Origin of the sequence: Pseudomonas sp. OVF7, from assembly GCF_030644265.1 — a bacterium.
Classification (GTDB): domain Bacteria; phylum Pseudomonadota; class Gammaproteobacteria; order Pseudomonadales; family Pseudomonadaceae; genus Aquipseudomonas; species Aquipseudomonas gorinensis.
Map to the genome: position 1 here is coordinate 759271 of NZ_CP128996.1, position 21272 is coordinate 780542.

15 protein-coding genes are annotated in these 21272 nt (G+C 62.1%); 5 read left to right on the forward strand and 10 right to left on the reverse strand.

Going from position 1 to position 21272, the window contains the following annotated elements:
• The first annotated feature begins 2 nt into the window (after positions 1-2).
• Positions 3-851: a MaoC family dehydratase gene (locus QU606_RS03460; RefSeq protein ID WP_193690140.1), complete on the forward strand. Its 849-nt coding sequence runs from the start codon at positions 3-5 to the stop codon at positions 849-851.
• Positions 852-875: 24 nt separating this feature from the next.
• Here QU606_RS03460 and QU606_RS03465 read toward each other — a convergent pair whose 3' ends face one another.
• The 5 genes from QU606_RS03465 to pbpC all read right to left on the reverse strand — a co-directional run bounded on the left by QU606_RS03465 (position 876) and on the right by pbpC (position 5625).
• Positions 876-1433: a DUF4136 domain-containing protein gene (locus QU606_RS03465; protein WP_304998114.1), complete on the reverse strand. Its 558-nt coding sequence runs from the start codon at positions 1431-1433 to the stop codon at positions 876-878.
• 44 nt (positions 1434-1477) lie between these two features.
• A complete protein-coding gene (locus tag QU606_RS03470) occupies positions 1478-2080 on the reverse strand; it encodes a DUF4136 domain-containing protein (protein WP_304998115.1) in 603 nt (200 codons plus the stop codon).
• Positions 2081-2104: 24 nt separating this feature from the next.
• Positions 2105-2854 (reverse strand): methyltransferase, encoded by a 750-nt coding sequence (locus tag QU606_RS03475; protein ID WP_024073183.1) that lies wholly within the window; start codon positions 2852-2854, stop codon positions 2105-2107.
• Complete coding sequence (locus tag QU606_RS03480) at positions 2847-3155, reverse strand: MazG-like family protein (RefSeq protein WP_024073182.1); 309 nt, start codon at positions 3153-3155, stop codon at positions 2847-2849. The genes QU606_RS03475 and QU606_RS03480 overlap by 8 nt, the downstream gene beginning before the upstream one ends.
• A gap of 109 nt (positions 3156-3264) precedes the next feature.
• Positions 3265-5625 (reverse strand): peptidoglycan glycosyltransferase PbpC, encoded by a 2361-nt coding sequence (gene pbpC, locus QU606_RS03485; RefSeq protein ID WP_277379733.1) that lies wholly within the window; start codon positions 5623-5625, stop codon positions 3265-3267.
• Positions 5626-5809: 184 nt separating this feature from the next.
• Here pbpC and QU606_RS03490 point away from each other — a divergent pair, with 184 nt between their 5' ends.
• Positions 5810-6100 carry a hypothetical protein gene (locus QU606_RS03490; RefSeq protein WP_024073180.1) on the forward strand — a complete coding sequence of 97 codons (291 nt, stop codon included), beginning with the start codon at positions 5810-5812 and terminating at the stop codon, positions 6098-6100.
• Positions 6101-6283: 183 nt separating this feature from the next.
• On the opposite strand, the gene QU606_RS03495 is transcribed toward QU606_RS03490, so the two are convergent.
• The gene (locus tag QU606_RS03495; protein ID WP_069075185.1) at positions 6284-11185 is read right to left on the reverse strand and encodes an alpha-2-macroglobulin; all 4902 of its coding nucleotides are present in this window, start codon (positions 11183-11185) and stop codon (positions 6284-6286) included.
• A 153-nt stretch (positions 11186-11338) separates the two neighbouring features.
• On the opposite strand from QU606_RS03495, the gene QU606_RS03500 reads away from it, so the two are divergent.
• Together QU606_RS03500 and QU606_RS03505 are read left to right on the forward strand one after the other, a co-directional pair.
• Positions 11339-12682 (forward strand): MATE family efflux transporter, encoded by a 1344-nt coding sequence (locus QU606_RS03500; RefSeq protein ID WP_024073178.1) that lies wholly within the window; start codon positions 11339-11341, stop codon positions 12680-12682.
• Positions 12683-12803: 121 nt separating this feature from the next.
• On the forward strand, positions 12804-14306 hold the full coding sequence (locus QU606_RS03505) for a M91 family zinc metallopeptidase (protein WP_304998116.1): 1503 nt from the start codon (positions 12804-12806) through the stop codon (positions 14304-14306).
• A gap of 49 nt (positions 14307-14355) precedes the next feature.
• Here the strand turns inward: QU606_RS03505 and speA are convergent, their stop codons facing one another.
• From speA to QU606_RS03525, 4 genes are all read right to left on the reverse strand, one after another.
• Entirely contained in the window at positions 14356-16269 is a 1914-nt protein-coding gene (gene speA / locus QU606_RS03510) for an arginine decarboxylase (RefSeq protein ID WP_024073176.1), read from the reverse strand.
• Between the two features lie 142 nt (positions 16270-16411).
• Entirely contained in the window at positions 16412-16783 is a 372-nt protein-coding gene (locus QU606_RS03515; RefSeq protein ID WP_017849660.1) for a translation initiation factor Sui1, read from the reverse strand.
• Between the two features lie 214 nt (positions 16784-16997).
• Positions 16998-17534: an NUDIX hydrolase gene (locus tag QU606_RS03520; protein ID WP_304998117.1), complete on the reverse strand. Its 537-nt coding sequence runs from the start codon at positions 17532-17534 to the stop codon at positions 16998-17000.
• 2 nt (positions 17535-17536) lie between these two features.
• Entirely contained in the window at positions 17537-18604 is a 1068-nt protein-coding gene (locus QU606_RS03525; RefSeq protein WP_024073174.1) for a DUF2333 family protein, read from the reverse strand.
• A gap of 300 nt (positions 18605-18904) precedes the next feature.
• Between QU606_RS03525 and QU606_RS03530 the strand changes: the two genes are divergently transcribed.
• Complete coding sequence (locus QU606_RS03530) at positions 18905-20575, forward strand: PleD family two-component system response regulator (RefSeq protein ID WP_024073173.1); 1671 nt, start codon at positions 18905-18907, stop codon at positions 20573-20575.
• The last annotated feature ends 697 nt before the right edge of the window (positions 20576-21272 follow it).

The following is a 21272-nucleotide window of genomic DNA, read 5'->3' on the forward strand; positions in this document are numbered from 1 at the left end:
GCATGCAATGGCGAACCTTGGGCAACACGCCGTTTCTTCCACCGCTGTACTGGCGCGCGGCACTCAAGCGCAAGATCAGCGGCAGTCGCTTGCCCGAGCAGGGCTTGCGCTGCCGGGTGAACGTCAATCCCCAGCACGTGGCGGCGTATCGCACGGTGTGCGGTTTTGCCGACAGCCCCATCCTGCCGGCGACGTATCCGCACATCCTGGCGTTCGGCCTGCAGATGCAACTGCTGACGGACAAGGCATTTCCGTTCCCACTGCTGGGTTTGATCCACCTGAGCAATCGCATCCGCATCCATCGGCCCCTGGGCGCCATCAGTGACCTGACCCTCAGCGTGCACACCCAGAACCTCAAGCCCCACGCCAAGGGCGCAACCTTTGACCTGGTCACCCGCGTCGAAGACGCCCTCGGCCTGCTCTGGGAAGCGGAAAGCCGCATGCTCTGCCGCGGTGTAAAACTCGAAGGCGAAGCGGCAGACGACACCTTGCCAGCGCCCAGCCAAGTCAGTGAGCTGACGCACTGGAAAGCCCCTGCCGATATCGGACGGCGCTATGCGCGGGTTTCCGGCGACTACAACCCGATCCACTTGAGCGCCCTGACCGCCAAACTCTTCGGCTTCCCCCAAGCCATTGCGCACGGGCTGTGGAACAAGGCACGCACCCTCGCCGCCCTCACCGAACACCTGCCCGCCGCCAATATCGACATCCAGGTCGAGTTCAAGAAACCGGTGCGCCTGCCCAGTGAAGTGCGTTTGTATGCCAGCGCTGCCGGTTCCAGTGGCGAGTTGTTACTCAAAGGCGCGGGCGATATTGAACATATGGTCGGCACGTGGCGACCGATTGCCTGACGACATGTGCCGACGCCGGATCGGTCAGTGCGGGGGGTAGTTGGAGAGGATCTTGGTGACGGTGGTGCGGATGGCGTTGCTGCGATCCTGGGGTTCAGGCGAGTTGGCCATCATCTGTTCGTCACTGCCCCGCCACACAAGCTTGCCGTCCTTGCCATCGAGCAGGTCGATCTGGATCGTCGCCACCTTGTAGGTGATGTTGCGCGTTTCGTTGTACATCGGGCCGCCCCAGTAACCGTTCCATGGACCGCCCCAGGCCCCACCGTAGTTGGTGGTGACCTGTTGCTGACGGTCTTCGACGATCAGGTATGCCTGTACGTTCAGGTCAGCCCTGGTGCCTGGTGCGGCGGGGCGCAAGCCGCGCTGGTCAAGTTGTTCGCCCACCGCCTGGCGGATACGTTGTTCAGTCAGGTCACTTTTGATCCGTGGATCATCGGGGCGGTACTGCAGGGCCGGGTTTTTCCAGGCCCAGTTGCGATAGGCACCGAAGTCTCGACTGGCGTCAAAATCGTGATTGACCTGGTTGGTCTGGCAACCGCCCAGCAGCAGTACAACAGCGAGCGTAGCGATACGACGGAACATGGTGGTTCTCCAAGGCGCGACCTGCACTTTAATGAGAATAGCTGTTAACTGGGCGGATAGGCGCTCATTGCCTTTTGCACGGCCTGGCGCAACGCGTCTCCCCGCTCGCTGAGGCTGCCCTGGCTGCCCGTTTCCGCGCTGGCGCTCCATACCGGCTGGCCGCTGCGGGCGTCGAACAGATTGACCCGGACCACCACGACCTGCACCTCGTAGGTGCGCACGATCGGCACCGAGTTGTACATGCCGTAGCCATTGCCATAACGGTTATAACCACCGTAACCGTAGCCATAGTCATCCTGGACTTGCTTGAGGCGCTTCTCCAGGTGCACATCGGCGCTGACCAGCAGGTCCGGCGGGCGATTGTCATGCAGGGGCCGCAAGCCGCGCTGGTCCAACGCTCCACTGACCGCCTCGGCCACCTGTGCCGAGTCCGCCCAGGCCGTCCCCGCCGGCAACTGGCCGTTGCGCCACGCCCAGTTGCGGTAGGCGCCGTAGTCGCGCACCGGCGCCGGATAAGCGCTGGCATCGAAGGTGTTCGCCGCCTGGGCCGGCGCCGGTGGCATCGGGGCCGACGCAGCAACATAGGGATTGGGGCTGGAGCAAGCGCCCAACCCGAGTGACAACATGATTAAACAGAGACGACGCATTTCGACCTCCGCAGACTGGGCCGCTTAAACCGGACGGCAAATCCAGTGCAAATAACGCCCAAGTCCGGCAAAGCTTGGGTGACGACGGTGAGCAAGTTCCATTTCCAGCAAGTCCTGCAAATCAGCACGGGCCTGGAATTCCACCGGCATATAGTCGTGGAACACCCGCACACCACTTTGGCTTTCGACCCGCCAAAGCCCTTCGAGTTGCGCCGCTAACGCCCTTGGATCCAGAGGTTGCTGGGGCGTAAGGCTCTGCTTTTCGCCGGCCATGTCGTTCTTGCGCATCTTGCGGAAGTGGCCTTTGAGCAGGTTGCGATAAATCAGCGCATCGCGGTTATAGAACGCCAGCGACAACAGGCCATCGGGCGCGGTCAGCTGGTGCAGCACCGGCAGGATCGCATGGGGTTCGGCCAGCCACTCCAGCACAGCGTGGCAGAGCACCAGGTCATAGGGCTCGGTGAGTTGGCCGAGCAGGTCTTGCCAGGGTGCCTGGATAAAGGTCGCGCTCTGCCCCGCGTCGGCAAAGCGTTGGCGCGCGCCCTCGAGCATGGGTTCGGCGGGCTCGGCCAGGGTCACCTGGTGGCCGCGTTCGGCCAGCCACAGCGACATATGCCCCAGGCCGGCGCCGATATCCAGCACGCGCAGGGGCCGGTCCGGCAAGGCTTCGCTGAGGTCGGCCTGCAATACGGCAAGGCGAATCGCGCCCTTGGCACCGCCGTAGATCTTCTCGGCGAAGCGCGTGGCCAACTGGTCGAAATGACGATCAGTCATGGGCGAACCGCCGTTCGCTGTCGGCCAGTTTGGCGCGTACGACCTGGTCCATGTCCAGGCCCAGTTCGCTGCACAGCAACAACAGGTACAGGACGATATCGCCGACTTCCTGCCCGGCATGGGCAAGCTTGTCGGCTGGCAACTGGCGGGATTGGTCTTCGGTGAGCCACTGGAAGATTTCCACCAGTTCGGCCATTTCGACGCTGGCCGCCATGGCCAGGTTTTTCGGGCTGTGGAACGGCTTCCAGGCATTGGTATCGCGGATGCGGTGCAAGCGTTCGGTGAGGTGTTCGATATTCATGAAAGGCTCCTGAAGGGGTATAGCTTCGGGGGGATGGGCCTTGAAGGCAAGTGAATAGCGGGGGGTGTTCTTAAAGACGCCATCGGGGGCACTTGCCCCCAATAAGCGCCTAGTCGACGACACTGAACTCGATCCGGGCTGTCTGGCCGGCTTCATCAAGCACGCTGAGCTGGTAGCGGCCCAACTGCTCGAAACTGGCGTTGATGCTGTCCTGGTTGGCACTGTCGCCCAGCGGCGCGCCATTGAGGAACCACCAGCGTCGGCCGCTGCCGCCCAAGGCGGAGATTTTCAGGCGCAGGGCCTGTTGGCTGGCGGCGGGCAGGCGCAGTTGATCGCCCTCGCGCACGCCGACAATCGACAGCGGCGAAGACGCGGCCAGTGCCGGCGGCGGGCAATCCGGGTCGGCTGCCGGGATACGCGCTTCGCGTCGCTCGGCCCTGGGTAGCCAGGGCTCCAGCGGCGCGGGCCATAGGGCGATGTCTTTGGAAAGCGCCCCTGGGCAATGGGCATCGACCCGCAAGCCCTTGGCGTTGACCCACACGGTTTCCTTCAAGCCCACGCTCAGCGGTTGATCCAGCGCCTGCAAGGTTGGCGGCGTGGTGTTGTCCAGGGTCCAGGCGAAGCGCTGGCGCCGACAATTGGGATCACTGCGGCTCATGGGCTGGCCCAGCGGCCAACAGATGGCCGCCACGCCGACATTGGCCGGCACCGCCTTAACCGGCGCAGTGATCCCGCGCTGACTGTCGCGGTTAGTCAGCACATCGTGCACCTGCAACATCAACGGCGCGGCCGATGCCAAGCCGAACTGGCCAGGCACCGGGGTGCCGTCCGGTCGGCCGATCCACACGCCGATCAAGTAACGCGGGCCCACACCGATCGCCCAGGCATCGCGGAAACCGTAGCTGGTGCCGGTTTTCCAGGCCAGCACCGGCCGTTGCACCAGCTCGGCGCGCGGGTCGCGGTCCGGCCGCGCCTGGCCGCTGAGGATGCGCCGTACAATCCAGGCGGCACCGGGCGATAGCATTGGCCGCTCCCTCAGCACATCGTCCGGCTGCAAGCGGATCGTGGCGCTTCTGCCGTCCCGGGCGAACGCGCTGTAGCCACTGACCAGGTCTTCCAGACGGCTACCCGCGCCCCCCAGGATCAGCGCCAGGTTCGGCTCGGCCAATGCAGGCAACGCCAACGGTATACCGCCGATGCGCATCTGCGCGGCAAAGCGCTTGGGCCCGTAGGCTTCCAGCAGTTGCACCGCCGGCAGGTTCAGCGAACTGGACAGCGCCGTGCTTGCCGGCACCGCACCGGTAAAACCCATCGAGAAGTTGCCCGGCCGGTAATCGCCATAACGCCGGGGTACGTCTTGCAACAGGGATTCGGAATGAATCAACCCTTCATCCAGGGCCATGCCATACAGGAACGGTTTCAAGGTGGAGCCTGGCGATCGCAACGCGCTGATCATGTCCACATGGCCAAAGCGCCTGGCGTCGTTGATATCCACCGAGCCCAGGTAGGCGCGCACGGCCATGGTCTCTTCCTCCACCACCAGGATCGCGGCCGAGGTGTGCTCCGGCAAACGTGCGCGCCAGCCCAGCAGCAGGTCTTCAAGGCGACGTTGCAGGGTGGCGTCCAGGGTGGTGCGGATCAGCGGCGGGCTGTCGGGGCGGTTCAGGCGGCGGGCGAGCAAGGGGGCCAGGCTCGGCTCCAGGCGGGGCGCCAGCAGCAGTGGTTCTTCAAGGGCTTCATCGACCGCCGAGGGCGGCCAAACCTGGAACTCGGCAAGCCGGCGCAGCACTTTGTCCCGCGCGTGCTGGGCGCGTTGGGGATGACGGTCCGGGCGCAGGCGGCTTGGCGCCTGGGGCAGTACGGCGAGCAAAGCGGCTTCGGCATGGGTCAGTTGCGCCGGCGACTTGCCCAGGTACGCCCAACTGGCCGCCGCCACGCCCTGCAAGGTGCCGCCAAACGGCGCGCGGTTCAGGTACAGGTTGAGAATTTCTTCCTTGGACAGGTGCCATTCCAACTGCGCCGTACGCCATAGCTGGCGCAGCTTGCCGTAGAAGGTGCGCGAATGCGGGTCCAGCAAGCGCGCGACCTGCATCGACAAGGTGCTGCCGCCCGATACTACCCGCGCGCCGGTCAGGTTCTGCCAGGTGGCGCGCGCCAGTGCCAGCGGGTTGATACCGGGGTGCTGGTAGAACCAACGGTCTTCATAGGTGAGTAACGCATCGAGGTAATACGGCGATACTTCGCTGGTCTGCACCGGATAACGCCACACCCCATTGGCATCGGCAAACCGCCACAATGGCGTGCCATCCTCAGCCAGCACCACGCGCGCCAGGTCATCCTTGGGCAAGGGCAAAGGCCAGATGCGATCAGCCAGCCACAGTAGCGCAACCAGCAGCAATACAGCGCCCAACGCCCACCGCAGTACCCGTTTAAGGCGGCTTGTTCGCGAGGGCGGCGAGCCATTGGGTATAGCGGTCACAGACCCACCGCCATCGGGAGCAAGCCCCCTCCCACATTCGTCGGCGCATCCCCATGGGAGATTAATCGCAAATTCAACCCCGCAAACCTCTATGCTTCAGGGAACTAGCCGCCCCCAGGCACGACCAAAGGCTCAGTCCTGGCAATTTTGTCCACTCCTTCATCGAGACACACCTATGCAAGCAGACTTTTTCGGATGGCTGGGTCACACCCTGGGCTTGATCATCCATTACATCGTCGAGTTCTTCAGCGGGCTGTTCAATATGCTGTCCAACGCCGGTGGCGATTTTGTCGAAGGCCTGTCCCGGGCATTGGGCATGGACACCTCAATCATCAGCATCATCACCCTGATCGTCGGCCTGCTCTTTTTGTATTCGGCCGTGCGCGCCTTTATGCGGGCCTCGATCATCGTCGGCGTCATCTGGTTGATGCTCGGCCTGTGGCTGCTCAGCTGGGTCGTCCACTAACCCCGAGCGTGCAGCCATTCCCCTGCAAGCGTACATCGGCTTCTGTAGGAGCGAGGGGGACGCCTAGTTCTTGCTCGCGAAAAACGTCAACGATAACGCGTGTGTCCTGAATGAACGCGGCGCCTGTGAGTTTTTCGCGAGCAAGCTCGCTCCTACAAAAAGGGCTTATACCAAGCGGGGCTATCAGCGCCCCTTGATCACCAGATCCGCCGGTGTCTCACCCACCGCCTGCCAGTTCGGTCGATACATCGACTCCACCTGCGGCGGCGGCACGCGGTAGGTGCCTGGCGTCACCGCCCGCGCCAGATACAGCAAATGCGTGGTGCCAGAGCCGTCCAGGTTGATCGCCGCCACATAGCGGTCATCACGAAACTCCTGATGTTTGAGCGACGCGTTCTGCATCGACTCACGCCACTCCTTCACCTGGCTGCTGGCGTTCTCCAGGCTCGCCGCACTCTGCGCGAGGTTCTGGTTCTCCAGCTCCAGGCCCGCGGGCAGCAAGTCCACGACCAACGCATCCGGCACCCGTTGCTTGGCGCTCACCGCCACATGCACCAGCACCAGATCGCCGCTGTTCACATTACGCAGGTTCAGCGGCTGCCCGTTCATGCCCAGGTATTCACGGCGGATGCTCAGGTTGTCGCCGCCTGCGGCCGGTGGCACCTGTGGATAACCGGAAATCGTCAACTGCTGGTACACCGGCGCCTGGCCCTGATTGCTCAGGCTCAGGTCGCTGGACAACTGTTTGCCATCCAGCTCAAGCGTCGACTGCTGATTGTTCAACTCATGCACGCCACCACTGCCGGTGAGCGATACCTGCCAGTTGGCCTCCGGCTGGGCAAAGCCCAGGCGGCCGGCCAGGAACAAGGAATTACGCTCCTGGGTCGACAGGTACGGGCTGGCGGCCAGTTGATCCGACAGGGTGAACAAGCGCTCCTCACGCTTGCCCTTGGCCAGATCATTTTCTTCCAGCAAGGCCAGGATCATCGCCTGGTCACGCAACGGGCTGCCGTAGTCGGCCAGCCACTCATTGGCATTGCGTTGCGCCGCCAAGCCGGCCAGCAGCGCCTGATCGGCACGCGGCTGGTCGCCCATTTTCTGCAAGGCGATGGCCAATTGCACCAGCGGCAAGCCGGAGCGTGCATCGCTGCGCCGCTCGAAGATGCTGCGCAACGCGCCCAATGGCGCCTGTTGGCTGCGCGCCAGGACCATGCCCGCATATGCCTGCACGGCAAAGCGGGTGTGGTCGGCGTTGTCGCTGTAGTCGACTTCGATCAGGTTGCGTTCCTGCACGTAGCGCAGCAGACGCTCACTGGCTTTTTTCAGCGCTTCGGGTGGCACGGCAAAACCCTGGTCGCGGGCGCGCAGCAGGAAGTCGGTGACATAGGCGGTCAGCCAATATTCTTCTTCGCCATCGGCGCCCCACAAACCGAAGCTGCCGTTGTAGCGCTGCATGCCCAGCAGGCGTTCGATACCCAGTTCGATCTTGCGTTTGCGCGCGGCATCCGGCTCGCCCTTGACGCCCAGGCGCTTGAGCAAGGCGTCGTCGGCATACAGCGATGGGTAAAGGCCGCTGGCGGTTTGTTCGAGGCAACCATAAGGGTAAGCCTTGAGCGCACTGATCTGCGCGCCGAGGTTCAACGGTGGTCGGCTCGACAGGCTGAGCAATGCCTGGCGCCCCGATGCATCGAACTGATCCAGCGCGCCCGACGGCAGGCTCCACGGCTGATCCTTGAGGACGGCGCGGTAATGCTTGAGCAGCGCCGGGTACGCCGGACGCACGCCCAAGGTCCATTCACGACTGAACGGCGGCAGGTTTTCGCCCGGCAGGTCCAGGCCATTCACGCTGACCTTGACCTTGCCTTGCCCCAAGCCGCCCCAGGCTTTCACCGGGATCCGCAAGGTGGTGCGCTGGCCTTGCTTGAGCTCGACGGTTTGAGCCCCCGCGTTGACCAACTCCAACTGCCCTTCAGCGGTCAGTTGCACATCAAGCTTCTGCGCCTTGCCCGACAGGTTGGAGAGGTCCAGCGCCAGGGTGGTTTCATCTCCCCCGGCGAGGAAACGCGGGGCCGACAATTCGGCAATCAGCGGTGCGGCGATCACGGTCTTGCCTTCGGCCATGCCGTAGCGGTCGTCGCTCCAGGCCTGGGCCATCAGGCGCAGCTCACCGTTGAAATCGGGGATATTGACGCTGACTTCGCCCTCGCCCTGCTCGTTCAACGTCACTGGCGCGCTCTGGAGGGCGACGATGGTCACACTGGTGTCCGGGCGCTTGCCCCCCTTGGCCAACGCCGCGTCACCCCCGAACGCCAGGCTGGCCAGACGGCCCTGGCCGGCTTCGATCAACTGGCCATAGATGTCAAATTGGTCCACACCATAGGCCTTGCGACCGAACAGGCTGGAGTACGGGTCGGGCGTGGGGTATTCGGTGATATTGAGAATGCCCACGTCCACCGCCGCCAGCAGCACATGCACCTGTTTGGGCACGCTGCCGTCGGCATTCCTGGCGGCGATTTTCACCGTCAGCGCCTGCTTGGGCCGCATTTTTTCCGGGGCGGTGAGGGTCAGGCCGAGTTTGCGCTGGGTGCGATCCAGCGGCAGGTGAAGCAGGCCCACCGCGCGTTTGGGGGTGATATTGGCCTTGCGCTCGCCGGGACGAATCACCAGGGCGCTCACATACAGATCATGGCGCGACCATTTCGGGTCAAGCTTCACCGCGAAGCTTTTGCCCTCGGCGGGGACATCGATTTCCTGCCACCACAACGGCCCTTCGCTGGATTCCACCAACAGGTAGCCTTTGCCAGCGGCCGGCGGAGTCACGGTGACGTTAGCGGTATCACCGTCGCCATAGGCCGGCTTATCCAGCGCCAGCTTCACTTGGTCAGGGCGCACGGCGCCGCCTTCGGTGTTGTCCTGGGCCTGGTAGCCGGCCCAGAAGCGCAGGCTGCTGACCAGCCCGGTCTGCGGGTCTTCGACCTCGACACGGTACGGGCCCCACTCCACCTGGAAGCTGACCTTGGCGGTGTCGCCGGCCTTGATGTCGAGGGTCTGTTCGTCAAGGTTGAGGAATTTTTCGTTGTAGTGATAGCTCCAGCCATCGCTGTCCGAGTAGTTCCAGTAATAGTCGCGGCGCTCGCGTACCAGGCGCACCTTGAGGTTTTGCGCGGCGAGTTTCTGCCCCTCCTGGTTGGCCACCAGCACCTCGAATTCCACCGGGCCATCGCCATTGGTTTCCTTGCCGTCAAACAGCCCGCGCAGGCCCGGCAGTTGCTCGGCCGGCCAGATCGGCTGCACCAGGCGCCGGGTAATCGGCCGCCCGCCCGACTCCTGCAAGCTGGCTTGCACGATCAGTTGCAGCGGCGATTTGGCCTCGGCCCATTTGCTTTCCAAGGTCAGGGCCTCCTGGCCCTTGGCGTCGAGCACGCTTTCGTCCAGCTCGAAATCCTGGCTCAGCTCCTCTTCGGTGACGGAGCCGAACTGGTAGCCGGGCAGCGACTTCACCGCTTCGCGCAGCGGCCGTACATACACTTGCCCGCTGACCCGATTGCCTGACGCCGGGGCGCCATACAGATAGCGGCCGTTGACGTGGATCACCGGGTTATCGGCCGGGCTCAACGCGCTGTCGCTGCCCTTGAGCTCCAGCGCCAGGCGCTCGGGCAGGAAGTCTTCGACAAGGAACTCATACAACTGCGGCTTGCCGTCACCCAGGTCGAACACCAATTGCCAGCGCCCGGTCGGCGCTTCGCCGGCCAGTTGCAGTGAGTATTGATACAGGCCGGAGGCGTCGGCGTCCCACACGAATTTACGGCTGACCTGCTCATCCGGGCGGCGCACTTCGACGCTCACCGGTTGCGGCTTGACGGCGTTGCCGTCCTTGTCGCGCAACAGCGCATTGAGCAACACGGTTTCGCCGGGGCGATACAGGTCACGCGGGCCAAACACAAAGAATTGCAGCGGGTGTGCGGGTTGGCCGCCAATGTCGAACTCCGCCAGGTCCAACGCCGCGCTGTCGAGGCGCAACAGACTGGTCTGCTCGCCCTGCTTGGCCAGCAGTACCTGGGCCTTTTTCGGCAACGGCAACTCGGCGTGGCCGCCCTTCTCGGTCTTGCCCTGGCCCAGCACACGGCCGTCGGCATCGAGCACCTCGAGGTCGACGCCATCCAGTGCCTTGCCGCCTTCCAGAGCCTGGGTAAACACATCCAGGCGATTGGCGTAGCGGTGCACCGACAAGCCGATATCACTCAAGGTAAACAGCGTGGCCGGTTGCGAGTAGTTGTAGGTGCCTGACGCGCGCATGACCGCCAGGTAAACCCCCGGCTGTTGCAATTGCTTGAGACCGGCAATCGGCAACAACAGGGTTTCGCGGGTATTGCGGGCAGGGTTCAGGTCGAAACGCCCACCGTAGACCAGGTCGGCCATCGGCAGCAGTTCACGCGATTCATAGCTTTGCAGGCTGGTGTTGCGCCCCCACTGCGCCAGGAACGACGGCAGGGATTCGGGCTTGATACGGAAAAATTCAACGTCGATCTTGTCGACGTTCAACGCGATCACCGGCAGGCCCTCGGCCAGGCGCGTTGGCAACAACGTGCCGCGGCTGGCGAAGCCGACAGTGGCTTGCAGGTCGCGTGTTTCCAGGCGAGCACTGTACTCGGCGGGCAGCAGGTTGTTATTCACCGCGCGCACGCCGGGATCAATCGTCAGCACCAACTTGCGCTGCGGCTCCAAGTGGCGCAGGCGCAATTCCATCAGGTTATCCGACAGTTCCCAGGCGCCGTCGACCTTGCCGGACTTGCTGTCTACCAGATGGAGTTTGTCGGCAAACTTCTGCTCCGGATCCAACGGAATGGAAAAGCTCACCGACAAGGTGCTGGCCCCATCCAACTGCACCTCGGACACGTCCACCACGCTCAACTCGCGACCGGCATAGCGCTGCTTCAACGCCGCCACATCCACCGCCGCCTTGGCCGGTTTCGGCGCCACGCTGGTTGCCGCCGCAGGTGCGCTCGGCGCAACCGGTTTATCGGAAGAATCACAGGCGCTCAGCAGGGCCAGCGCGCAAGCCAGGAACAGTCCTTTGTTAAGCATGGGGCACTCGTAGTCAGAGGGAACCGAGGGGTGAACTATATATCAGCGCCGGCCAAGCCGATGTGGCGCTGGTCACATTGACCGACGGAGGGTGGTTTGGTTCTGCGGCGGGTCGAGGGGACGGTTACAATGCCGCTCCACCAAGGAGCCTGCATGCCCACCCTACTGACCGACTGGCGCCACCGCCCCACCCATCGCCGGGTCTGGGCCCTGGCCGCGCCGATGATTCTGTCGAACATCTCGGTACCGCTGGTGGCCCTGGTCGACAGCATGGTCATCGGCCACCTGCCCCATGCCCACCAACTGGGTGCCGTCGCGGTCGGGGCCAGCCTGTATACCTTCCTGGCCTGGGCCATGGGTTTTCTGCGCATGGGCTCCACCGGTTTCGCCGCCCAGGCCGCCGGGCGCAATGACGGGGCGGCGTTGCGGCAAATCCTGTTGCAAGGTTTGCTGTTGGCGCTGGGCCTGGCGATGTTGCTCGGCACAGTGGGTATTCCGCTGAGCCACCTGGCCCTGGAATGGATGCAGCCCTCCCCCGAACTCAATCAACTGACCCGCGAATTCTTCCATACCCGCCTGTTCGGCCTGCCCGCCGCGTTGGCCAGCTATGCCCTGGTCGGCTGGTTCCTCGGCACGCAGAACGCGCGGGCGCCGTTGGCAATTTTGCTGACCACCAACCTGGTCAACATAGCCCTCAACCTGTGGTTCGTCCTTGGCTTGGACTGGGGCGTAGTCGGCTCCGCCCGCGCCTCGGTGATCGCCGAATGGACCGGTGCGCTGCTCGGCCTGGCCCTGACGCAAAAAGCCCTGCGTGCCTATCCTGGGCATATTGCCTGGGCCGCGCTCAAGCGGTGGCAAAGCTGGCGCCCGCTGCTGGCGGTGAACCGCGACATCTTTATCCGCAGCCTGGCGTTGCAGTCGGTGTTTTTCATGATCACGGTACAAGGCGCCCGCCTGGGGGATGCCACGGTGGCGGCCAATGCGCTGCTGCTGAACGGCCTGCTGCTCACTGCTCATGCGTTGGACGGCCTGGCCCACGCGGTCGAAGCCCTGTGCGGCCACGCCATCGGCGCCCGCGATCGCCAATCGTTGCGGCGTTCATTGGTGGTGGCCTGTGGCTGGTCGCTGATCGCCAGCGTCGGTTTCGCCCTGCTGTTCACCTTCGCCGGACACCTGTTTATCGCCATGCAAACCGACATTCCCAGCGTGCGCGAAACCGCCGACATCTACTTGCCTTACCTGGCGCTACTGCCGTTGATTGCGGTGTGGAGTTATTTGCTCGATGGCCTGTTTATCGGCGCCACACGGGCGCGGGAGATGCGCAACGGGATGTTGCTGACCGTGATATTGGTGTTGCCCGTTGCCTGGGCGTTGCAGGGGTTGGGCAATCACGGGCTTTGGATCACGTTTCTGCTGTTCATGGCGCTGCGCAGCCTCACGTTATGGGCGATCGCCTGGCGACTTAACGATCAGGACCGATGGCTCAGCCCCCCCTGAGCACAGTAGGCATCATTGGATTGTTACAAAGCGGCTTGACATTTTCGGGACACAAAAACCACAGAGCACTTGATAGCTGCGTGGCTAGACATCCAACCCCCCGAATTAAGGTCGCCCCTGAATGAACATACTTACGACGCCACCGGCGTCCCTCCTCTCTGCTCCCCCCGCCGAAGCACCGGCGAAACCGGACAAGACTCGGCATTTCGCTGTGCTGGCGGACGATGGAAACGCCAGGATCCGAAGCCTGTCCACCTATGAAACGAATGCCAAAGGCGAGCAGGTCCTGGACATCTGCAGGGTCCTGATTACCACCTACGACCAGGCCGACATTGTCAGTATCAGCGTAGGCGCAGACCACCAGCTCAACGCACGTATAAATGGCAAAGACTACAAACTCCCACTGACCGCCAATAACGATGCGCACTCGCTGAGAATCAAAACTGCAGGAGGAAATGACCGTATTAACGTCGACGAGCAGATCAACATCGAAATGCACATACACGGTGGCGACGGCGACGATTTTATTGTGGCGAATGGACGTGTGGGCAGCGTAACCGGCGATACAGGCAACGACTACATACGTTTGGGAACCGGCCATGTCGTGGCGTTTGGCGGTGACGGCGACGATATCATGATCGCAGGCGCCGGCAATGCCGTGATATCGGGCGGCAAAGGCAATGACAAGCTGTACGCCAGCTACCCCGCACAAAAGACAGATCTGCGCCAGGTGTACCTCAATGGCGACCAGGGTAACGACGAACTCTATGCGGGGACGGGTAAAAGCATCTTAAACGGTGGACTTGGCGACGATAAACTCGTTGGCTACCGCCAGACCACGATCTATACCGGGGCGGGCCAGGATTCGGTCCACTCCTACGACACTCAGGATCGGATCTACGCCAAAAAAACCGATAGGGTCCACGCCCCCGAACAGGTAACACCAGCCTCAGTCGAATACACCAACGCAGGCAAACAAGGCTTCAAGATAGAGGGCCCCGCAGAATTCGTTGAACGGGTAGAGGACTATCTCGAGCAACTCAGGGGGTCGCCGGCGGGGCAGAAAATGTTTCAGGAAATGGACCGCCTTGCCGAGAAAAATGGCGGGCCGGTGACCATAATGCTCTCCGACTTCATCGCGATAAACTCTTATCAATTCGCCAATGCGTTCAGCGACAACATACCTGACGGGGAGTATGAAAAATTCCAGTACCGGCCTGAGCTTGGCTATATAAAAGATGGTGTTGCCGGGTCGCCCGCCACACATGCAAAGATAGCCTTTGACCCCGATCACTTCGAAAAGACCTTTACCCTATCGCCCTTGATTGCGCTGTACCACGAGATGAGTCATGCCTATGACGGCGCCACCGGGCGGTTCATACCAGGCACTTCGCTGATATTTAACAAAGATGGCAGCCCGGCCATGGACCAGGGCCAGCAGTTGCAAGTGGAGAACCGCGAGTATCAAGCCGTAGGCCTTCCACCCTTCGATCACGACAACAACCCGCTGACCCCTCCCATCACAACCAACCCCTGGCCATTCAACGAAAACGCCCTGCGCGCAGAAATGAACGTACCGCTGCGGGATCGATATGACGTGGAGGAGCCCCCACACATGGTTTAGGAGGATAGCCGCAGACGCTGCCAATCCCCCCGTTAAAGACCAATGGGTGTCAGGAAGACAGGTATGAAGACCGCGTCAGCCCCAGGCGCAAGGCATCGAGGAACTGCGTGCGCTCAGATGCACTGATCTTCGCACTCGCACACTTGTCACGGTAATGCGTCATCAGTTCCTCCGGCGACAAATGCACGTAGCGCAGCATGTCTTCGATGGTGTCGTGGGTCTCGATACCGGCGCTGTACACCGAACCGTCTTCACGCTGGTAGATGTTCACCGAGTCGGTGTCACCGAACAGGTTGTGCATGTCACCGAGGATTTCCTGGTAGGCGCCGACGAGGAAGATACCCAGCAGGTAGTCCTCGCCATCGTTCAAGGCGTGCACCGGCAGGCTGGTCTCGATGCTCTGCTCGTCGACGTATTGCTTGATCTTGCCGTCGGAGTCGCAGGTCAAGTCTTGCAGCACGGCACGACGCAACGGTTCTTCGTCAAGACGGTGCAGCGGCAGGATCGGCAATACCTGGCCGATGGCCCAAGTGTCCGGCAGGCTCTGGAACACCGAGAAGTTGCAGATGTACTTGTCGGCCAGCTTGTCGTTGAGTTCGTCCAGCACCTGGCGATGCGAGCGCTGGCGGGCTTTCAGCGAGTTATGCAGGCGGCGGCACACGGCGAAGTAGCACTGCTCGGCCAAGGCTTTTTCGGCCAGGGTCAGCTTGCCGTCGGCGTATTGGCTGGCCACGTCGCTCATGTAGTGGGTGGCACGCCAGTAAGTCTCGGTGACCATCTCGATGTCGGTCGGGCCGAGCAGGTCCACCAGCCACTGCACGGTTTCCGGCAGGTTTTCCTTGTTCTCAATCACCGGTACGTCGTCGTTGTGCTTCTCGACGTCAGTGACTTGCACCACCAGCATGGCGTGGTGGGCGGTCAGGGAGCGGCCGCTTTCGGAGAAAATGTTCGGGTGCGGCAGGCTCTGCGCATCGCAGAATTCCTTGAGCATGCCCACGACCACACCGGCGTAGTCGTCCATGTCGTAGTTGATGGAGCTGGCGTTACGGGAGTGAGTACCGTCGTAGTCCACGCCCAGGCCACCGCCCACGTCGATATGGTCCACCGGCAGGCCGAGGTTACGCAGTTCGCCGTAGTAACGAATGGCTTCCTTGAAGCCGTGCTGGTAATCGGCCAGGTTGGCGATCTGCGAACCCATGTGGAAGTGCAGCAGGCGGATGCCCTGGTCCAGGCCGGCCACGCGGAAGCGCTCGACCACCGACAACAATTGCGCCGCGGACAAACCGAACTTGGACTTCTCGCCACCGGTGTCGGCCCACTTGCTCGACGCCAGGGACGACAGGCGCACGCGCAGGCCGACCTGTGGCTTGACCTTGAGGTTGGCGGCTTCTTCGATCACCAGCTCAACTTCGGATTCTTTCTCGATCACGATGAACACGTTGTGGCCGAGCTTCTGGCCCATCAACGCCAGGCGGATGAACTCGCGGTCTTTATAGCCGTTGCAGACAATGGTGCCGCCCTTCGGTGCCAGGGCCAGCACGGCCAGCAGCTCCGGCTTGGAGCCGGCTTCCAGGCCGATGGACACGTTCTGGGTGGCGATGATGTTTTCGATCACCGCTTCCTGCTGGTTGACCTTGATCGGGTACAGCGCGGTGTATTTGCTCTGGTATTCCAGGCGTTCGATGTTCGAATCGAAAGCACCGGTCAGCTGGCGCACGCGATCTTGCAGAATGTCGGGGAAACGCACCAGCAGCGGCAACGACAGGCCGCTTTTGCGCAGTTCGTCCACTTGCTCGTACAGGTCGACCGGCGTGCTGTTCGGGCCGTTCGGACGGACTTCAACGCGACCGGCTTCATTGATCGCGAAATACCCGGCCCCCCAATGGCGAATCCCGTAAACACTGCGGCTGTCCGCAACTGTCCATTGGCTGCCATCGTCTTTGCGTGTGCGTCGTACGGACATCGAAGTCCCCTATAAATGAAGGCGAAGGCGCTGCCCCTCGTGGAGGCAGGCGCAGTCTAAAGAATGAAAATGACGATTTGCCTGTAAGGGAGGTAGACCCCACTCGCAGGACAGAGTTTAGACACAGGTTGCGAAGAGGCTTTCAGCCGCCGGACTTCTTGGCCTTGTAACCGAGCTTGATCAACTCGGCCAACAGCAACTCGACGTGATCGCCCTGGATTTCGATGACGCCGTCTTTCAACGCGCCACCGGTTCCACAACGCTTCTTCAGCGTGGTAGCCAGCTCCTTGAGCGCGTCTTCAGCCAGGGGCACGCCGGTGATGGTGGTCACCGTCTTGCCGCCACGGCCTTTGCTCTCGCGGCGCACGCGGGCAATGCCGTCGCCTTCGGGGATCAGGGTCTGTTTACAGGTACACGCGTCCACGGGCTGACGACAGTCCGGGCAGTGTCGACCTGCGTCGGTGGAAAATACCAGGCCACCAAGGGCGGCGAAGGATGCGGCTTTTTTGGCCACCGGCAATCCTCTTGGGAGGACAAAGACTGATCGGCGCGCCAGGCGCCACCGACCGCGAAGCCCCACTCAGGCAGGGGCAGCGCTACCGACCCGCCAAGGTCACGCTCCTACAGTGATCCCAGGGTGAAACAATGGCGGTTCGGGTGAAAAGTCGCGCAGTGTAACGGCAAAAAGCCGACTTGCTAAGAGCCAAATGGCGCCAATTTATACAACTTTAGCGACGCAGGGCCAGATAGCGGCGCAAGCCCTCCTGGGCGTCCGGGCAGTAGGGCTTTTGTTCCGCATCCTGCAGGACCGTTTCAATCGGCAAAAAGCGTGCTTCCATGACTTCTTCGGGCTGCAATTGCAGCGGGCCGTCCCACACGGCGGAGTAGGATTTGCACCAGAGGCGGCTCTCGCCATCTTCGAAGTAGAAATGGTCGTGCTCGGTCAACGCTACCCCGCTGACGCCCAACTCTTCCTCCAGCTCGCGAGCCGCCGACAATGCATAGGACTCACCGGCCGCGACCATGCCCCCCGCTGCCGTGTCCCAGAATCCGGGGTACAGGGCTTTGCTCAGGGTGCGCCGATGCACACACAACTCATCGGCCGAATTGAACAGGAAGATAAAGGTGCAACGGCCGATCAGACCGCGCTGGCGAAGGTCGGACCTGACGAGGTGGCCGAGCAGATTGTCCTGCTCGTCGACCCAGCAGATCAGTTCGGCATCAGAGGCCGCACGGTGCGCGGCCTCCTTTTGAGTCGCGTCCATCATCAACCCTGGTTGAGTAACTGGCGCAGATCGATCACCGCCGCATTGGCCCGGGAAATGTAGTTAGCCATGACCAGCGAGTGGTTGGCCAATACGCCAAAGCCACTGCCGTTAAGAATCATAGGGCTCCACACCGGCTCCTGCGACGCCTCCAGCTCACGAATGATCTGGCGGACGCTGACGGTGGCGTTTTTCTTGGCCAGCACGTCGGCAAAGTCGACTTCGATGGCGCGCAGCAGGTGGGACAGGGCCCAGGCCTGGCCACGGGCCTCGTAGAACACGTTGTCGATCTGCATCCAGGGGGTTTCCACCACTTCTTCATCAACCTGCGGCACTTCACCGGGCGCCAGGGCTTCGGTTTTCAGGGCGGTGTTCAGCTTGACGCGGCCGACACTTGCCGACAGGCGTTGCGACAACGAACCCAGGCGCGTGGCGACGTCGCCCAACCAGTTGTTCAAGTTATCGGCGCGGGCATAGAACAACGCGCCCTTCTGGTTCGGGTCAGACAGGCGCGCTTCATAGCGGCTCAGGGAGTTGATGCCTTCCTGGTATTCCGACTCGCTGGAGGGCAGCACCCAGCTCTTGTTGTCGAAATTGAAGCGCGGCTCGGCCTTGGCCAGGTCGCTGTCTTCGGCCGACTGTGATTGCGAGCGGGCGAAGTCTTTACGCAGGGCGCGGGTCAGGTCGCGCACTTGCACCAGCACGCCGTATTCCCAACTGGGCATGTTGTCCATCCACAGGCCCGGCGGGAAGCGGTCGTTGGAGATGTAGCCACCCGGCTTATTGAGCAAGGTGCCGACCACGGTCTTCAGGGTTTCGACGGTGGTAAAGCCCACCACCATCTGCTTGCCATCCTTTTCGGCGGCGATTTGCGCATTTTGCTGGACCGGAAACAAGGCCGGTTCTTCGCTCCAGTACCAACCCAGGGCACCGGTCACGACCAAATACAGGCCAACCAGGGAGAGCAAGGCCCGACTCATCAACAGGTTACCCAGGTAGCCGCGGCGAGCCGACTTGGGCGCAGGGGCCGGGCCCTTTGCGCTGCCTTCACGGTTTTTCCAGTCCAGCATGGCGATATCCTTTCAATCACTTGAGTTCATGCACTTCTAATCGACGGCGTGCGTTCAAAAACTACGACCACAACCCTACCCCATCGTGCCAGCGCGTGCGGCGCTTTTAATCAAACGGGCGGTTGGCGAACTTCCGACTATAAAGGATGCACGCCATTTCCGCTGCGCGACTAATAGGTCGGTAACTGAATACCAGGGACATGCAGTTAATTGACGTATGACACTCATCGAACGGAAAAGAGGTGCTAGCATAGAGCCATCAGTTCGACCTCAGCATGCACCCTAACTAGTAGTCAGGATATGACCGAGCCAGAAGATCCCAGCCGTGAGCGCCTCAAGCACCATTTTGCCCAGCGGGTAATTCATCAGGCACGTCAAATTCTTGAGATCTGGCAGCGCCTGCAACGCAGCGAATGGTCCAGCGCCGACCTTTCCGAACTCAGCGAAGCCAACCTGCGCCTGCTGCGCTTCGCCGAGCGCTTCGAACAGCCGGAGCACGGTCAACTGGCGCACCATATCGGCGAGTCACTCAAGGCCGTGGACGAAAATCGCGGCCGCCTGAGCAGCCAACTGATCACCGAACTCAACCGCTTGATGCAACGTCTGTCCCGCACCGGCCTGCGCCAGGGCGACCAGCTGGAACAAACCTTCCTGCCGCCGATGCGCAAGCCGATCTACGTAATGCTGGCCGATCATGACCGCGCCGAACGCCTGGCCAAGCAGCTGGAGTTCTTCGGTTTGAGCGCCCAGTCCCTGGACAGCGTGGCAGCGTTCCGCGCATGCATGGCCGACCGCCTGCCATCGGCGATTGTGATGGACGTGGATTTTTGCGGCCCGGGCCTGGGCCTCCAGTTGGCCGCCGAAGCCCAGGAAGGTCTGGAGCAAAAGCTGCCGTTGCTGTTTTTCAGCCTGCACGAAACCGATACCCCGACCCGCCTGGCGGCCGTACGCGCTGGCGGCCAGGAATTCCTCACCGGTACGCTGGAAGCCTCGAGCCTGCTGGAAAAGATCGAAGTGCTGACCTGCGTCGCCCAGTACGAACCCTATAAAGTGTTGATCATCGACGACTCGCGGGCCCAGGCCCTGCACACCGAGCGTTTGCTCAACAGCGCCGGCATCGTCACCCGCACCTTGATCGAACCGATCCAGGCCATGGCCGAACTGGCGGACTTCCAGCCCGACCTGATCATCCTCGACATGTATATGCCGGCCTGCACCGGCACTGAACTGGCCAAGGTGATTCGCCACAATGACCGCTATGTCAGCGTACCGATCATCTACCTGTCGGCCGAAGACGACTTGGATAAACAGCTGGACGCCATGAGCGAAGGCGGCGACGACTTCCTCACCAAGCCGATCAAGCCGCGCCACCTGATCACCACGGTGCGCAACCGCGCCGCCCGTGCGCGCAACCTCAAGGCGCGGATGGTGCGTGACAGCCTGACCGGGCTGTACAACCACACCCACATCCTGCAATTGCTCGAAGACTGTAGCTTCCGCGCGCGCCGCGAGAACAAGCCGTTGAGCTTCGCCATGCTCGATATCGACCACTTCAAGCGAGTCAATGACAGCCACGGCCACCCCATGGGCGACCGGGTGATCAAGAGCCTGGCGTTGTTTCTCAAGCAACGTTTGCGCAAGACCGACTACATCGGTCGCTATGGCGGTGAAGAATTTGCGATTGTCATGCCCGACACCGACTTGGAATCGGCCTGCAAGGTGCTGGATGAAATTCGTGGCCGCTTTGCCGAAATTCACTACCCGGCCCAGCCACAGGATTTGTGGTGCACCTTCAGCGCCGGGCTGGTGGAGCTGTGCGACGGCTCCGACAGCCTGATGATGGCCGCCCAGGCCGATGAAGCGCTGTACCGCGCCAAGGACGCCGGGCGCAATCGCGTACAAGCGGCGCGCACATCAAAGCAAAGTGCCATCTTTTCACCGGAATCCAGTGATTCCGTCATAACTCTGTAACGCAAACGCAATAACTTCAGGCACTTATCTTCGCTGTCGGTTGAAATTACGCATGCGCCTGAAGCTGCTGACCAATCTCAATACCCTCCTGCTGGTGGCCGTATGCCTGGCCCTTGGGGCGACGCTGTGGTGGTCGCAACGAGCGCTTGAGCGCCCCTATTTGCTGATGGAACGCTACCTGAGCCTGTCGCAGACCTTCCAGAACCAGGCCGCGCGCAATATCGACGACTACCTGGCCAGTGGCGATGCCCTGCGCTTGAGCAGCGCCAGCCAGAGCCTGGAAAACCTGCTGAAACACCTGGACGAACTGCCGACGGCACTGGCGCAAAACCTGCGGCCCAGCCTGGTGGAACTGGATGCCTTCAGCAAAACCGACCTGCTCGCCGCTGGCAAACTGGCCGGCGACCCACAAGCCCTGTTGCTGCAAGCCGAGCGCGAACTGGGCGCAAACCTGGAGCAGTTGAGCCGGTACGCCATCGGCGTCAACACGCCGGACGCCGCGCGCTACTTGCCGCCGCTTTTAGCCGCCGCCCAACACCTGGGCAAGCTGTCCCTGGCCCGCGACAAGCTGGTGAGCAGCGGTCGCGCGGAGCTGGCCGATGATGTGGAGCGTGAAGTCGGCAATATCCGCAGCCAGGCAGACCTGCTGGAGCAATTGCCATTGCTTGGCGTCAAGGCCAGCACCGAGTCCAACACC

Coding starts and splice junctions, on each gene's coding strand:
- QU606_RS03460 (WP_193690140.1), top strand. CDS start 3: ATGCAATGGCGAACCTTGGGCAACACGCCGTTTCTTCCACCGCTGTAC.
- QU606_RS03465 (WP_304998114.1), bottom strand. CDS start 1,433: ATGTTCCGTCGTATCGCTACGCTCGCTGTTGTACTGCTGCTGGGCGGT.
- QU606_RS03470 (WP_304998115.1), bottom strand. CDS start 2,080: ATGCGTCGTCTCTGTTTAATCATGTTGTCACTCGGGTTGGGCGCTTGC.
- QU606_RS03475 (WP_024073183.1), bottom strand. CDS start 2,854: ATGACTGATCGTCATTTCGACCAGTTGGCCACGCGCTTCGCCGAGAAG.
- QU606_RS03480 (WP_024073182.1), bottom strand. CDS start 3,155: ATGAATATCGAACACCTCACCGAACGCTTGCACCGCATCCGCGATACC.
- QU606_RS03490 (WP_024073180.1), top strand. CDS start 5,810: ATGCAAGCAGACTTTTTCGGATGGCTGGGTCACACCCTGGGCTTGATC.
- QU606_RS03495 (WP_069075185.1), bottom strand. CDS start 11,185: ATGCTTAACAAAGGACTGTTCCTGGCTTGCGCGCTGGCCCTGCTGAGC.
- QU606_RS03500 (WP_024073178.1), top strand. CDS start 11,339: ATGCCCACCCTACTGACCGACTGGCGCCACCGCCCCACCCATCGCCGG.
- QU606_RS03505 (WP_304998116.1), top strand. CDS start 12,804: ATGAACATACTTACGACGCCACCGGCGTCCCTCCTCTCTGCTCCCCCC.
- speA (WP_024073176.1), bottom strand. CDS start 16,269: ATGTCCGTACGACGCACACGCAAAGACGATGGCAGCCAATGGACAGTT.
- QU606_RS03520 (WP_304998117.1), bottom strand. CDS start 17,534: ATGGACGCGACTCAAAAGGAGGCCGCGCACCGTGCGGCCTCTGATGCC.
- QU606_RS03525 (WP_024073174.1), bottom strand. CDS start 18,604: ATGCTGGACTGGAAAAACCGTGAAGGCAGCGCAAAGGGCCCGGCCCCT.
- QU606_RS03530 (WP_024073173.1), top strand. CDS start 18,905: ATGACCGAGCCAGAAGATCCCAGCCGTGAGCGCCTCAAGCACCATTTT.